This window comes from Streptomyces sp. NPDC001544 (assembly GCF_042894285.1).
Classification (GTDB): Bacteria; Actinomycetota; Actinomycetes; order Streptomycetales; family Streptomycetaceae; genus Streptomyces.
This window is the reverse complement of sequence record NZ_JBIAVN010000006.1, coordinates 116,345-129,792: the sequence shown is the minus strand read 5'-3', so window position 1 is coordinate 129,792 and position 13,448 is coordinate 116,345. Positions and strand designations below refer to the sequence as shown.

Genomic DNA, 13,448 nt, shown 5'->3' with positions numbered 1-13,448 from the left:
TTGCCTGTCCGCATCCAGCGCGACCGAAATTCCGCTACCGGCGCCTCCACCGTCAGGATTTCGTGACCGTCGCCTTGTTGATCACGACCGTCGCGTTCGGAGCACCGTCGCCCTGGCCCGTGCTCTCGCCCGCGGCGGCGATCTTCTTCAGCACCTTCATGCCCGCCGCGTCGATGGTGCCGAACGGTGTGTAGCTGGGCGGAAGCTGACTGTCCTGGTAGACCAGGAAGAACTGGCTGCCGCCGGTGTGCTTCTGGCCCGTGTTCGCCATCGCCACCGTACCCGCCGGGTAGACGTTGCCCTTCAGGCTTTTGTCCTTGAGGTTCTCGTCAGGAATCGTGTACCCAGGACCGCCGCTTCCGGTGCCCGTCGGGTCGCCGCACTGCAGCACGTAGATGCCGTTGGTGGTGAGCCGGTGGCACTTGGTGTGGTCGAAGAAGCCCTTGCCCGCGAGGAAGTCGAACGAGTTCACGGTGTGCGGGGCCGCCGACGTCTTCAGCGCGATGCCGATGTCACCGCACGTCGTCGCCAGATTCATCGTGTACTTCGCCGACGTGTCGATGGTCATCGCCGGCTCCTTCTTCCAGCTCAGCTTCTGCACGGAGCCCTTGGCGGGCTTCGCGCAGGGGTCCGGGGCCTTGCTGGGGGCCGAGGCGCTGGGCGTGGCCGCGGTCTTGGCGCTCGCCTTGTCGTCGTCGTCGTTCTTCAGCACCCCGGTCGTGTACAGCGCGACACTTCCGATGACGACCACGCCGAGCACCGACGCGATCACGGAGTTGCGCATACGTGCCTTGCGCCGCGCGCTGGTGCGCCGCTGCTGCTGCCGCAAGAACTTCTCCCGGGCGAGCTGACGCCGCCGCTGCTCCTGGCTGACCACCGGGTTCTCTCCTCATGCGTGTCGTGTGCCGACCGGTACGCGTGCGTCCTGAGTCGACAGCCGCGTGTAGCCCCGTACCGTATATGGGTTCGCTGAGGAAACGGCAGCGCCGGTAGGCTCTGACAGCAGCTTTTGCCGCCCGTAATCGACACAACGAAGGACGATCGTGCTCATTGCCGGGTTCCCCGCCGGGGCCTGGGGGACGAACTGTTATCTCGTCGCCCCGGCCGCCGGTGAGGAGTGCGTGATCATCGACCCGGGCCACCAGGCCGCCGACGGAGTCGAGGAAGCACTGAAGAAGCATCGGCTCAAGCCCGTCGCCGTCGTCCTCACCCACGGCCACATCGACCATGTGGCCTCGGTCGTCCCGGTGTGCGGCGCGCACGACGTGCCGGCCTGGATCCACCCCGAGGACCGGTACATGATGAGCGACCCCGAGAAGGCGCTCGGCCGTTCCATCGGCATGCCGCTCATGGGGGAGCTCACCGTGGGGGAGCCGGACGACGTCAAGGAGCTGGCCGACGGCGCGCGGCTGGAACTGGCGGGTCTCGAGTTCTCCGTGGCGCACGCGCCCGGCCATACCAAGGGGTCGGTGACGTTCCGGATGCCCGAGACGACCGACATCCCGTCGGTGTTCTTCTCCGGGGATCTGCTGTTCGCCGGCTCCATCGGACGCACCGACCTGCCCGGCGGTGACATGGCCGAGATGCTCGACTCGCTGGCCCGCGTGTGCCTGCCGCTCGACGACTCGACCGTGGTGCTGTCCGGCCACGGCCCCCAGACGACCATCGGCCAGGAGCGCGCCACCAACCCCTATCTGCGGCAGGTGGCCGCCGGCCCGGGAGCGGACGGACCCTCCGCTCCCCGACGAGGAATGTGACGAGACTTCCCGTGAGCACCTTCAAAGCCCCCAAGGGCACGTACGACCTGATCCCGCCGGACTCCGCGAAGTTCCTGGCGGTACGCGAGGCCATCGCCGCGCCGCTGCGCAACTCCGGCTACGGCTACGTCGAGACGCCCGGCTTCGAGAACGTCGAGCTCTTCGCGCGCGGTGTCGGTGAGTCGACCGACATCGTGACGAAGGAGATGTACGCCTTCGAGACCAAGGGCGGCGACCGGCTGGCGCTGCGCCCGGAGGGCACGGCCTCCGTGCTGCGGGCCGCCCTGGAGGCCAACCTGCACAAGTCGGGCAACCTGCCGGTCAAGCTGTGGTACTCCGGCTCGTACTACCGCTACGAGCGTCCGCAGAAGGGCCGCTACAGGCACTTCTCGCAGGTGGGCGCCGAGGCCATCGGGGCCGAGGACCCGGCGCTGGACGCCGAGTTGATCATCCTGGCCGACCAGGCGTACCGCTCGCTGGGGCTGCGGAACTTCCGCATCCTGCTGAACTCGCTGGGCGACAAGGAGTGCCGGCCGGTGTACCGGGCCGCCCTGCAGGACTTCCTGCGGGGTCTGGACCTGGACGAGGACACGCTGCGGCGCGCCGAGATCAACCCGCTGCGGGTGCTGGACGACAAGCGGGAGTCGGTCCAGAAGCAGCTCGGCGACGCGCCGCTGCTGCGGGACTACCTGTGCGACGCCTGCAAGGCGTACCACGAGGAGGTCCGCGAGCTGATCGGCGCGGCGGGCGTGGCCTTCGAGGACGACCCCAAGCTGGTGCGCGGGCTGGACTACTACACGCGCACCACCTTCGAGTTCGTGCACGACGGTCTGGGCTCCCAGTCCGCGGTGGGCGGTGGCGGCCGGTACGACGGGCTGTCCGAGATGATCGGCGGCCCCGCGCTGCCCTCGGTGGGCTGGGCCCTCGGCGTCGACCGCACGGTGCTGGCCCTCGAGGCGGAGGGCGTGGAGCTCGACCTTCCCGCGTCGACCAGCGTCTTCGCGGTGCCGCTCGGCGAGGAGGCCCGGCGCGTGCTGTTCGCGAAGGTCACCGAGCTGCGCAAGGTGGGCGTCGCGGCGGACTTCTCGTACGGTGCCAAGGGACTGAAGGGCGCCATGAAGAACGCCAACCGCAGCGGGGCCCGCTACACGATCGTCGCCGGTGAGCGTGACCTCGCCGACGGTGTCGTCCAGCTCAAGGACATGGAGTCCGGCGAGCAGACGGCTGTCGGCGTGGGCGAGATCGTGGCCGAGCTGGAATCGCGGCTGGGCTGATGCGTGTGGGGGCGAGCGATTCGGTTCCCTCGCCCCCGCCGGCCCTCCCCTTCCCGTCCCCAGGGGCTCCGCCCCTTCAACCCCGACCGTTCACCCCTGCGGGGCCACGGCTTCCGGCCCAGCGCGGGGGCTGCGGCCCTTGGCTTCGCCCGGCTGCGGCCGCTGTACCCGGGTGGGGGTGCGGTTTCTGGTTCTGCGAGGGGGCTGCGGCCTTTGGCCTGGGCTGGGTTGCGCCTCTTGTGTTCGCCCGGGGGCGCGTTCGCTTTATCCGCGCGGGGGTGCGGTTGCTGACGCTGCGAGGGGGCCGCGGCCCCCTCGTCTCGCCTTGGGGCTGTGCCCGCGGCTGCGTCTCTTGGTCTTGACCTGCCCTGCAGGTCGCGCCCTGTGAGGCCGCCCGGGGCTACCCTGCGCCGTCTGAGCGCGCCCGGGGGAGGGGCTTGGTGTCTCGGCCCGGGGGGGTTCAGTCGAGGAGGCCGTGGCGCATCGCTGAGGTGACCGCCGCTGTCCGGTCGTCCACGCCCAGCTTGCCGAAGACGCGCAGCAGGTGGGTCTTCACCACGTCGGCGTGTCCGTGTGCTCCGCGTGCGCCGAGCCGTCGGGGTCCGTCCAGGTCACCGTGGCGCGGGTGCCGTACCGCTCGCGCAGCTCACCGGGCTCGCCCTCGGCGACGACCCGGCCCCGGGCGACCACCGCGAGCCGGTCCGCGAGGGCCTCCGCCTCCTCCAGGTAGTGCGTGGTGAGCACGATCTACGTGCCCTCGTCCGCCAGCAGCCGGATCAGCTCCCAGAACTGACGGCGGGCCGCCGGGTCGAAGCCGGTCGTCGGCTCGTCCAGGAGCAGCAGATCGGGGCCGCCGATCACACCGAGCGCCACGTCGAGGCGGCGACGCTGCCCGCCCGACAGGGCCTTGATCCGACTGTCCGCCTTGGCCCCGAGCCCGACCAGGCCGATGACCTGCTCCGGGTCGCGCGGACGGGGGTAGTAGCGGGCGAAGTGCCGTACCGTCTCGCGGACCGTCAACTCGGCGGGCGCCGATTCGTCCTGCCAGACGATTCCCACCCGCGAGCGCCACGCGCGCGTGGCCGTCGCCGGATCCGACCCCAGGACCGAGACCTCGCCCCCGTCCCGGGTGCGGTTGCCCTGGAGGATCTCCACCGTCGTGCTCTTGCCCGCGCCGTTCGGCCCGAGCAGGCCGAACACCTCGCCACGCCGGATGCCCAGATCGATGCCGTCCACCGCGGTCACGTCCCCGTACTGCTTGCGCAGCCCCCGAACGCGCACCGCGAGTTCGTTCGCGTGTGCTGTCATGCCGTAGAGCCTCGGCCGGAACCGAACGCTCCGGGACGACCGTGCGTACCTCCTTATGTCCATCGAACGGTGGACACACGCGTGCGTGCGGCACAATGACCCCTGCCCGAAGATGGTCCTATTCTCAAGTGACGGAATCGGCGTGATGAGCAAGACGACAGTGAAAGACGTCTCGACGGAGCCCGGGCCCGAGCAGGCCGTCGCCACGCCGCGGGCGGTGGGCGGCAGCCGTGCCTTCGCCCTGCTTCTGGTGATCACCGGTGCGGCCGGAGTGCTCGCCGCGTGGGTCATCACGATCGACAAGTTCAAGATCCTCGAGGGCAAGATCGCGGGCAAGTCCGTCAGCCTCTCGTGCAGCATCAACCCGGTCGTCTCCTGCGGCAGCGTCATGGAGAGCAAGCAGGCCGCCGTCTTCGGGTTCCCCAACCCGATGCTCGGCCTGGTCTGCTACGGCATCGTCATCTGCGTCGGCATGAGCCTGCTCGCCCGGGCCCGCTTCCCGCGCTGGTACTGGCTCACCTTCAACTTCGGCACCCTCTTCGGCGTCGCCTTCGTCACCTGGCTGCAGTTCCAGTCCCTGTACCGGATCAACGCGCTGTGCCTGTGGTGCTCGCTGGCCTGGGTCGCCACGATCACGATGTTCTGGTACGTGACCTCGTTCAACGTACGCAACGACTTCCTGCCCGCCCCGCGCCCGCTGAAGAACTTCCTCGCCGAGTTCACCTGGGTCCTGCCGGTCACCCACGTCGGCATCATCGCCATGCTGATCCTGACCCGCTGGGGCAGCCAGCTCTGGGCCTGAGCCCCGGCCCGGGAGCGTTGTCGGTGCGGTGACTTAGGGTTTTCGGTGTGGAACCCGACCTGTTCACCGCCGCAGCAGAAGAACGCCAGGAGAAGGACCCCGCCGCGAGCCCCCTGGCGGTGCGGATGCGCCCGCGCACCCTCGACGAGGTGGTGGGGCAGCAGCATCTCCTCAAGCCCGGCTCGCCGCTGCGCAGACTGGTCGGCGAGGGCGCGGGCGGTCCCGCCGGACCATCCTCGGTGATCCTCTGGGGCCCGCCGGGCACGGGCAAGACGACCCTGGCCTACGTGGTCTCCAAGGCCACCAACAAGCGCTTCGTGGAGCTGTCGGCCATCACCGCGGGCGTCAAGGAGGTCCGGGCGGTCATCGACGGCGCCCGCCGCGCCACCGGCGGGTTCGGCAAGGAGACCGTCCTCTTCCTCGACGAGATCCACCGCTTCAGCAAGGCCCAGCAGGACTCCCTGCTCCCCGCGGTCGAGAACCGCTGGGTGACCCTGATCGCGGCCACCACCGAGAACCCGTACTTCTCGGTGATCTCCCCGCTGCTGTCCCGCTCCCTCCTGCTCACCCTGGAACCGCTCACCGACGACGACGTGCGCGGCCTCGTCGAGCGGGCCCTGACCGACGAGCGCGGCCTGGGCGGCGCCGTCGGTCTCCCCGCCGACACCGAGGACCACCTCCTGCGCATCGCCGGCGGTGACGCCCGCCGCGCCCTGACCGCCCTGGAGGCAGCCGCCGGAGCCGCGCTCGACAAGGGCGAGACGGAGATCGCCCTCGCGACGCTGGAGGAGACCGTCGACCGGGCCGCGGTGAAGTACGACCGCGACGGCGACCAGCACTACGACGTCGCCAGCGCCCTCATCAAGTCGATCCGGGGATCGGACGTCGACGCCGCGCTGCACTACCTGGCCCGCATGATCGAGTCCGGCGAGGACCCCCGCTTCATCGCCCGCCGCCTGATGATCTCCGCCAGCGAGGACATCGGTCTCGCCGACCCGAACGCCCTGCCGATCGCGGTCGCCGCCGCCCAGGCCGTCGCCATGATCGGCTTCCCCGAGGCCGCCCTCACCCTGAGCCACGCCACCATCGCCCTCGCCCTCGCCCCCAAGTCCAACTCCGCGACCACCGCGATAGGCGCCGCCCTCGACGACGTACGCAAGGGGCTGGCCGGCCCGGTGCCGCCGCACCTGCGGGACGGGCACTACAAGGGCGCCGCCAAGCTGGGTCACGCGCAGGGGTACGTGTACCCGCACGACCTGCCCGAGGGCATCGCCCAGCAGCAGTACGCGCCGGACGCGATCAAGGAACGCGAGTACTACACGCCGAGCAGGCACGGCGGCGAGGCGAGGTACGCGGACGCCGTCGAATGGACCCGCAAGCACCTCGGTCGCAAGCGGTCCTGAGCACGCTGTAGACTGCTCCGAAGTGCTGAGTCCCGTGCAGTCAGAGCGGGACAGCCAGCCGGAGACCCGGTCCCTCGCGGACCGTCTCCAGGAGCGTCGCGCACCGTCGAACGGTGTCGCGGGCAGCCCACCACCACCCGGACTTCCGGGAACGGTCGGTGGGCCACTCGCGTGCTGCACGTATGTGCCCAGACCAGGGGAGCGGCTGCCCACCCCGTCCGTCAGGACGAGGAGGGATTCCCCGGCTGCGGATGCGACCTCCCTCGACACTGACGAGCCGGAAACTTACGAAAGAAGACAGAGACAGTGGCGAACCAGTCCCGCCCCAAGGTCAAGAAGTCGCGTGCGCTCGGCATCGCGCTGACCCCGAAGGCCGTCAAGTACTTCGAGGCCCGCCCCTACCCGCCGGGTGAGCACGGCCGTGGCCGCAAGCAGAACTCGGACTACAAGGTCCGTCTGCTCGAGAAGCAGCGTCTGCGCGCCCAGTACGACATCTCCGAGCGCCAGCTCGTCCGCGCCTACGAGCGTGCCTCCAAGGTCCAGGGCAAGACCGGTGAGGCCCTGATCGTCGAGCTCGAGCGCCGTCTCGACGCCCTGGTCCTGCGTTCGGGCATCGCCCGCACCATCTACCAGGCCCGTCAGATGGTCGTCCACGGCCACATCCAGGTCAACGGCCAGAAGGTGGACAAGCCGTCCTTCCGCGTGCGCCCGGACGACGTCGTCCAGGTCCGTGACCGCTCCAAGGACAAGACGCTCTTCCAGATCGCCCGTGAGGGTGGCTTCGCCCCCGACGGCGAGACCCCCCGCTACCTGCAGGTGAACCTCCGCGCCCTGGCCTTCCGCCTGGACCGCGAGCCGAACCGCAAGGAAGTTCCGGTCATCTGCGACGAGCAGCTCGTCGTCGAGTACTACGCTCGCTGATCACCGGCCGGCCGTAGCACCACAGCGTCAGCCCGCCGTCTCCCCGCCCTTCGGGCGGAGGGGCGGCGGGCTTTCGTGATTCTCCCGCCCCCGGGCGGTAATCCGGTACGGAGCCCCACCACCGGCGCGATAGGCTCGGTGCACGACTTATCCGATGTCCAGAGCACGTTTCAGGGAGCGGGTGCGCACAGTGTCCGGTGGAGAAGTGGCCGGAATCCTGGTGGCCGTCTTCTGGGCGATCCTGGTCTCCTTCCTCGCCGTCGCGCTGGCGAGGCTGGCCCAGACGCTCAAGGCGACCACCAAGCTCGTGGCGGACGTGACCGACCAGGCCGTCCCGCTGCTGGCCGACGCCTCGGCGGCCGTGCGCTCCGCACAGACCCAGATCGACCGGGTCGACTCGATCGCCTCGGACGTCCAGGAGGTCACGTCGAACGCCTCCGCGCTCTCGACCACCGTCGCCTCCACCTTCGGCGGCCCCCTGGTGAAGGTCGCGGCCTTCGGCTACGGCGTACGCCGGGCCCTGGGCGGCCGCAAGGAGGACGCGCCCGCGAAGTCGCCCCGGCGCACCGTCATCGTGGGCCGCACGGTTCCCGCCGCACGACGCAAGCGGAAGTAAGGACTGAGACCGAGCGATGTTCCGCCGTACGTTCTGGTTCACCACGGGTGTCGCCACCGGTGTGTGGGCCACCACCAAGGTCAACCGCAAGCTGAAGCAGCTGACCCCGGAGAGCCTCGCCGCGACCGCGGCCGACAAGGCCCTGGAGACCGGCCGGCGACTGAAGGACCGCGCGGTCGGCTTCGCGCTCGACGTCCGGGACAACATGGCGCAGCGGGAGGCCGAGCTGGGAGACGCGCTGGGCATCGGCGCGGATCCCGAACTCCCCGCGCCCCGGCGGTACACCGCCATCGAGAACAACCGCAGCAACCCGAAGTACATCGAGAACACGACGTACTCGTACAACCGGAATGAGGACCACTGATGGAGTCGGCCGAGATTCGCCGCCGCTGGTTGAGCTTCTTCGAGGAGCGCGGTCACACCGTCGTCCCTTCGGCGTCGCTCATCGCGGACGACCCGACTCTGCTCCTCGTCCCGGCCGGCATGGTGCCCTTCAAGCCCTACTTCCTCGGTGAGGTCAAGCCGCCCTTCGCCCGCGCCACCAGCGTGCAGAAGTGTGTGCGCACGCCCGACATCGAAGAGGTCGGCAAGACCACGCGGCACGGCACGTTCTTCCAGATGTGCGGCAACTTCTCCTTCGGCGACTACTTCAAGGAAGGCGCCATCAAGTACGCCTGGGAGCTGCTCACCACGCCCCAGGACAAGGGCGGTTACGGCCTCGAGCCCGACCGCCTGTGGATCACCGTCTACAAGGACGACGACGAGGCCGAGCGCATCTGGCACGAGGTCGTCGGCGTGCCCAAGGAGCGCATCCAGCGCCTGGGCATGAAGGACAACTACTGGTCCATGGGCGTCCCCGGCCCCTGCGGCCCCTGCTCCGAGATCAACTACGACCGCGGCCCCGAGTTCGGTGTCGAGGGCGGCCCCGCCGTCAACGACGAGCGGTACGTGGAGATCTGGAACCTCGTCTTCATGCAGTACGAGCGCGGCGAGGGCATCGGCAAGGACAACTTCGAGATCCTCGGCGAGCTGCCGAGCAAGAACATCGACACGGGCCTCGGCCTGGAGCGCCTCGCCATGATTCTGCAGGGCGTGCAGAACATGTACGAGATCGACACCTCCATGGCCGTCATCAAGAAGGCCACCGAGCTGACCGGCGTGGCCTACGGCGACGCCCACGACTCGGACGTCTCCCTGCGCGTGGTCACCGACCACATGCGCACCTCCGTGATGCTCATCGGCGACGGCGTCACCCCCGGCAACGAGGGCCGCGGCTATGTCCTGCGCCGCATCATGCGCCGCGCCATCCGCAACATGCGCCTGCTGGGGGCCACCGGCCCGGTCGTCAAGGACCTGGTCGACGTCGTGATCGGCATGATGGGCCAGCAGTACCCGGAGCTGATCACCGACCGCGAGCGCATCGAGAAGGTCGCCCTCGCCGAGGAGAACGCCTTCCTCAAGACGCTGAAGGCCGGCACCAACATCCTGGACACCGCCGTCACCGAGACCAAGCAGTCCGGTGGCACCGTCCTGCCCGGCGACAAGGCGTTCCTGCTCCACGACACCTGGGGCTTCCCGATCGACCTCACCCTGGAGATGGCCGCCGAGCAGGGGCTGTCCGTGGACGAGGAGGGCTTCCGCCGCCTGATGAAGGAGCAGCGGGAGCGCGCCAAGGCCGACGCCCAGGCCAAGAAGACCGGCCACGCCGGTGCGGGCGCCTACCGCGAGATCGCCGACAGGACCGGCGAGACGGACTTCATCGGCTACACCGACACCGAGGGTGAGACCACCATCGTGGGCATCCTCGTCGACGGTGCGTCCTCCCCGGCCGCCACCGAGGGCGACGAGGTCGAGATCGTCCTCGACCGCACCCCGTTCTACGCCGAGGGCGGCGGCCAGATCGGTGACACCGGCCGGATCAAGGTGGACACCGGTGCCGTCATCGAGGTCCGCGACTGCCAGAAGCCGGTCCCGGGTGTGTACGTCCACAAGGGCGTCGTCCAGGTCGGCGAGGTGACCGTCGGCGCCAAGGCCCACGCCTCGATCGACCGCCGCCGCCGCACGGCCATCGCCCGCGCCCACTCGGCCACGCACCTCACCCACCAGGCCCTGCGCGACGCCCTCGGCCCGACGGCCGCCCAGGCCGGCTCCGAGAACCAGCCCGGCCGCTTCCGTTTCGACTTCGGCTCGCCCTCCGCCGTTCCGACGGCCGTGATGACCGACGTCGAGCAGAAGATCAACGAGGTGCTGGCCCGGGACCTCGACGTGCACGCCGAGGTCATGGGCATCGACGAGGCCAAGAAGCAGGGCGCCATCGCCGAGTTCGGCGAGAAGTACGGCGAGCGGGTCCGCGTGGTGACCATCGGCGACTTCTCCAAGGAGCTGTGCGGCGGCACGCACGTGCACAACACCTCCCAGCTGGGCCTGGTGAAGCTGCTCGGTGAGTCCTCGATCGGCTCGGGGGTGCGCCGTATCGAGGCCCTCGTCGGGGTGGACGCCTACAACTTCCTCGCCCGTGAGCACACGGTCGTCGCCCAGCTGCAGGAGCTGATCAAGGGCCGTCCCGAGGAACTGCCGGAGAAGGTCTCGGCCATGCTCGGCAAGCTGAAGGACGCCGAGAAGGAGATCGAGAAGTTCCGCGCGGAGAAGGTGCTCCAGGCCGCCGCCGGTCTCGCCGGGTCCGCCAAGGACGTCCAGGGCGTCGCCCTTGTCACCGGCCAGGTGCCGGACGGCACGACCCCCGACGACCTGCGCAAGCTGGTCCTCGACGTGCGCGGCCGCATCCAGGGCGGACGGGCCGCCGTGGTCGCCCTGTTCACGGTGAACAACGGCAAGCCGCTCACGGTCATCGCCACCAACGAGGCCGCCCGCGAGCGCGGCCTCAAGGCCGGTGACCTGGTCCGCGCGGCCGCCAAGACCCTCGGCGGCGGCGGTGGCGGCAAGCCGGACGTCGCCCAGGGCGGCGGCCAGAACCCGGCTGCGGTCGGCGAGGCCGTCGACGCCGTCGAGCGGCTCGTGGCGGAAACGGCCAAGTGATGCGCCGAGGACGCCGACTCGCGATCGACGTCGGGGACGCCCGTATCGGGGTCGCCTCGTGCGACCCCGACGGGATCCTCGCCACTCCGGTGGAGACCGTCCCCGGCCGGGACATCCCGGCAGCTCATCGCCGGCTGAAGCAGCTGGCCGAGGAGTACGAGCCGATCGAGGTCGTCGTCGGTCTCCCTCGCTCCCTCAAGGGGGGCGAGGGCCCGGCCGCCGCCAAGGTCCGTCGGTTCGCCCAGGAACTGGCCCGCATGATCCAGCCCGTCGGGGTGAGACTTGTGGACGAGCGGATGACAACCGTGACGGCCACTCAGGGGCTGCGCGCCTCGGGCGTGACGTCCAAGAAGGGTCGTTCCGTCATCGATCAGGCGGCCGCCGTGATCATCCTGCAGCAGGCCCTCGAATCCGAACGGGTGTCAGGCAATGCACCCGGCGAGGGCGTCGAAGTGGTCATCTGATCGCGATACGGTAACGTTCCGCGAGATGCGGCGGTGTTCGAACAGCCGCCGCACAGCAAGAGGCGGAACGGAAACCGGCCCGGCGGGCCGCGTCACCGGTCCCCTCGCGGCTCTAGGGGATCGATGACTGAGTATGGCCGGGGCCAAGGCTCCGAACCGTGGCATCCGGAGGACCCGTTGTTCGGGGACGGCGGATGGGAAGGGCAGCAGGCCCAGGTGGGCCGGCAGTCTGCCCACGGCGGCCAGCCGCAGCACCATTCGCCCGAGCCGCAGTACGGCGACTGGGACCAGGGCCGGCAGCAGGGCGGGTACGACCAGCAGCAGTACCAGTACTACGAGGGCCAGGGCCACCAGAGTCACCAGGGCTACGACCAGGAGCAGTACGCGGCCTCGTACCCGCAACAGCAGTACCACCAGGGTGGATCCCAGCAGCAGTACCACGAGGGTGGGTGGGACGCGACGGGCACGCACGGCCACGTGCCGTACGCCGCCGATCCGGGTGACCCCTACGGTCAGCAGCCGGTGGCCTACGGCGGCGAGCAGCCCGACCTCTACGGCACCCCCGACGCGTACCCGCCGCCGGAGCCCCCTGGCCAAAGACGCCCCGAGCCCGAGCCGGAGGCAGATCCCGAGACCGGCTGGGACCCCGGCCCCGACCAGGGCGAACACGCCTTCTTCGCCGAGGAGGGCCAGGACGACGAGGGCGACGGCAGCCCGGACAGGAAGCGCTCGCGCGGCACGGGCGGAAAGGGCTCCAAGAGCAAGAAGGGGCGCAACGGCATCGCCTGTCTGGTGGTGTGCCTGGTGTTCGGCGGTGGCCTGGCTGGTGTCGGCTACTTCGGCTACCACTTCTACAAGGACCGTTTCGGCACGGCGCCCGACTACGCCGGTTCCGGAAACGGTGAGCAGGTCACGGTCGTCATCCCCAAGGGCGCCGGCGGCTACGTCATCGGGCAGAAACTCAAGGAAGCGGGTGTCGTCGAGAGTGTCGACGCGCTCGTCTCCGCACTGGGTGCGAACCCCGACGGCAAGGGCGTCCAGGACGGCGTCTACACGCTGCAGAAGCACATGTCGGCCGCCAGCGCGGTCGAACTGATGCTGAGTCCGAAGAGCCGCAGCAACCTCATTATCCGCGAGGGCGTGCGCAACGTGGACGTGTACGCACTGATCGACAAGCGCCTCGAGGTGCCACAGGGCACCACGGCCAAGGTGGCGAAGAAGGACTACCGCAAGCTGGGCCTGCCCAACTGGGCTCTGAGCCGCCCGGGTCTCAAGGACCCGCTGGAAGGATTCCTCTACCCGTCCAGCTACCCGGTCGCGAAAGGGCAGAAGCCCGAGGCCGTCCTCAAGAGCATGGTCTCCCGGGCCAACGAGACGTACGCGAGTCTCGGCCTCGTGAAGAAGGCGAAGTCCGTCGGACTCGACAACCCGTGGCAGTTGCTGACCGTGGCGAGCCTCGTCCAGGCCGAGGGCACCAGCCACGACGACTTCCGCAAGATGGCCGAGGTCGTCTACAACCGCCTCGTACCCGGTAACCCGCAGACCAACGGCAAGCTCGAGTTCGACTCCACGTACAACTACGTGAAGAACCAGAGCAAGATCGACCTGTCCATCGCCGAGCTGCGCAATTACAACAATCCCTACAACACGTACTTCGTCCGGGGGCTGCCACCTGGCCCCATCGACAACCCGGGCGAGGAGGCGCTCAGGGGCGCACTCGACCCGACGCACGACGGCTGGTACTACTTCATCTCGATGGACGGCAAGACCAGCGAATTCACGAAGACACTCGCGGAACACCAGAGGCTGGTCGACCAGTGGAACGCGTCGAGGAACAAGGGCTGACGGGTTCGCCCGGTCCCCACAG

At 69.4% G+C, this 13,448-nt stretch carries 11 protein-coding genes and 2 pseudogenes; 10 read left to right on the top strand and 3 right to left on the bottom strand.

All coding sequences use genetic code 11. The features are described from left to right. Positions 1-52 precede the first annotated feature (52 nt). Positions 53-877, bottom strand: a complete 825-nt coding sequence (locus ACFY0F_RS17785; RefSeq protein ID WP_388794397.1) for a peptidylprolyl isomerase — start codon at positions 875-877, stop codon at positions 53-55. Between the two features lie 166 nt (positions 878-1,043). Between ACFY0F_RS17785 and ACFY0F_RS17780 the strand changes: the two genes are divergently transcribed. Together ACFY0F_RS17780 and hisS are read left to right on the top strand one after the other, a co-directional pair. Continuing rightward, positions 1,044-1,757 carry an MBL fold metallo-hydrolase gene (locus ACFY0F_RS17780; RefSeq protein ID WP_388794394.1) on the top strand — a complete coding sequence of 238 codons (714 nt, stop codon included), beginning with the start codon at positions 1,044-1,046 and terminating at the stop codon, positions 1,755-1,757. A gap of 11 nt (positions 1,758-1,768) precedes the next feature. Then, positions 1,769-3,031, top strand: coding sequence for a histidine--tRNA ligase (gene hisS / locus ACFY0F_RS17775; RefSeq protein ID WP_388794391.1), 1,263 nt, complete (start codon positions 1,769-1,771; stop codon positions 3,029-3,031). Between the two features lie 460 nt (positions 3,032-3,491). Here the strand turns inward: hisS and ACFY0F_RS17770 are convergent. Continuing rightward, positions 3,492-3,587 (bottom strand): annotated as a pseudogene (locus tag ACFY0F_RS17770) (DNA-binding response regulator); the annotation flags it as partial. 2 nt (positions 3,588-3,589) lie between these two features. Then, positions 3,590-4,339 (bottom strand): annotated as a pseudogene (locus ACFY0F_RS17765) (ABC transporter ATP-binding protein); the annotation flags it as partial. A 145-nt stretch (positions 4,340-4,484) separates the two neighbouring features. Between ACFY0F_RS17765 and ACFY0F_RS17760 the strand changes: the two are divergent. The 8 genes from ACFY0F_RS17760 to mltG all read left to right on the top strand — a co-directional run bounded on the left by ACFY0F_RS17760 (position 4,485) and on the right by mltG (position 13,426). Next, positions 4,485-5,141 carry a vitamin K epoxide reductase family protein gene (locus ACFY0F_RS17760; RefSeq protein ID WP_388794388.1) on the top strand — a complete coding sequence of 219 codons (657 nt, stop codon included), beginning with the start codon at positions 4,485-4,487 and terminating at the stop codon, positions 5,139-5,141. 47 nt (positions 5,142-5,188) lie between these two features. Then, positions 5,189-6,544 (top strand): replication-associated recombination protein A, encoded by a 1,356-nt coding sequence (locus tag ACFY0F_RS17755; protein WP_388794385.1) that lies wholly within the window; start codon positions 5,189-5,191, stop codon positions 6,542-6,544. A 306-nt stretch (positions 6,545-6,850) separates the two neighbouring features. After that, on the top strand, positions 6,851-7,465 hold the full coding sequence (gene rpsD / locus ACFY0F_RS17750; RefSeq protein ID WP_132853601.1) for a 30S ribosomal protein S4: 615 nt from the start codon (positions 6,851-6,853) through the stop codon (positions 7,463-7,465). A 181-nt stretch (positions 7,466-7,646) separates the two neighbouring features. Beyond that, positions 7,647-8,081, top strand: a complete 435-nt coding sequence (locus tag ACFY0F_RS17745; protein ID WP_361441146.1) for a DUF948 domain-containing protein — start codon at positions 7,647-7,649, stop codon at positions 8,079-8,081. Positions 8,082-8,097: 16 nt separating this feature from the next. After that, positions 8,098-8,445 (top strand): hypothetical protein, encoded by a 348-nt coding sequence (locus tag ACFY0F_RS17740; protein ID WP_388794378.1) that lies wholly within the window; start codon positions 8,098-8,100, stop codon positions 8,443-8,445. Further along, on the top strand, positions 8,445-11,117 hold the full coding sequence (alaS, locus tag ACFY0F_RS17735) for an alanine--tRNA ligase (protein WP_388794375.1): 2,673 nt from the start codon (positions 8,445-8,447) through the stop codon (positions 11,115-11,117). Before ACFY0F_RS17740 ends, alaS begins: the two co-directional genes overlap by 1 nt. Next, entirely contained in the window at positions 11,117-11,581 is a 465-nt protein-coding gene (gene ruvX / locus ACFY0F_RS17730) for a Holliday junction resolvase RuvX (protein ID WP_388794372.1), read from the top strand. Before alaS ends, ruvX begins: the two co-directional genes overlap by 1 nt. A gap of 123 nt (positions 11,582-11,704) precedes the next feature. Continuing rightward, positions 11,705-13,426, top strand: a complete 1,722-nt coding sequence (gene mltG, locus ACFY0F_RS17725; protein WP_388794369.1) for an endolytic transglycosylase MltG — start codon at positions 11,705-11,707, stop codon at positions 13,424-13,426. Positions 13,427-13,448 lie beyond the last annotated feature (22 nt).

Bases quoted from the DNA above. Each gene is read 5' to 3' on its own strand.
- ACFY0F_RS17760 (WP_388794388.1), top strand. From the start codon at position 4,485: ATGAGCAAGACGACAGTGAAAGACGTCTCGACGGAGCCCGGGCCCGAG.
- ACFY0F_RS17740 (WP_388794378.1), top strand. From the start codon at position 8,098: ATGTTCCGCCGTACGTTCTGGTTCACCACGGGTGTCGCCACCGGTGTG.
- alaS (WP_388794375.1), top strand. From the start codon at position 8,445: ATGGAGTCGGCCGAGATTCGCCGCCGCTGGTTGAGCTTCTTCGAGGAG.
- ruvX (WP_388794372.1), top strand. From the start codon at position 11,117: ATGCGCCGAGGACGCCGACTCGCGATCGACGTCGGGGACGCCCGTATC.
- mltG (WP_388794369.1), top strand. From the start codon at position 11,705: ATGACTGAGTATGGCCGGGGCCAAGGCTCCGAACCGTGGCATCCGGAG.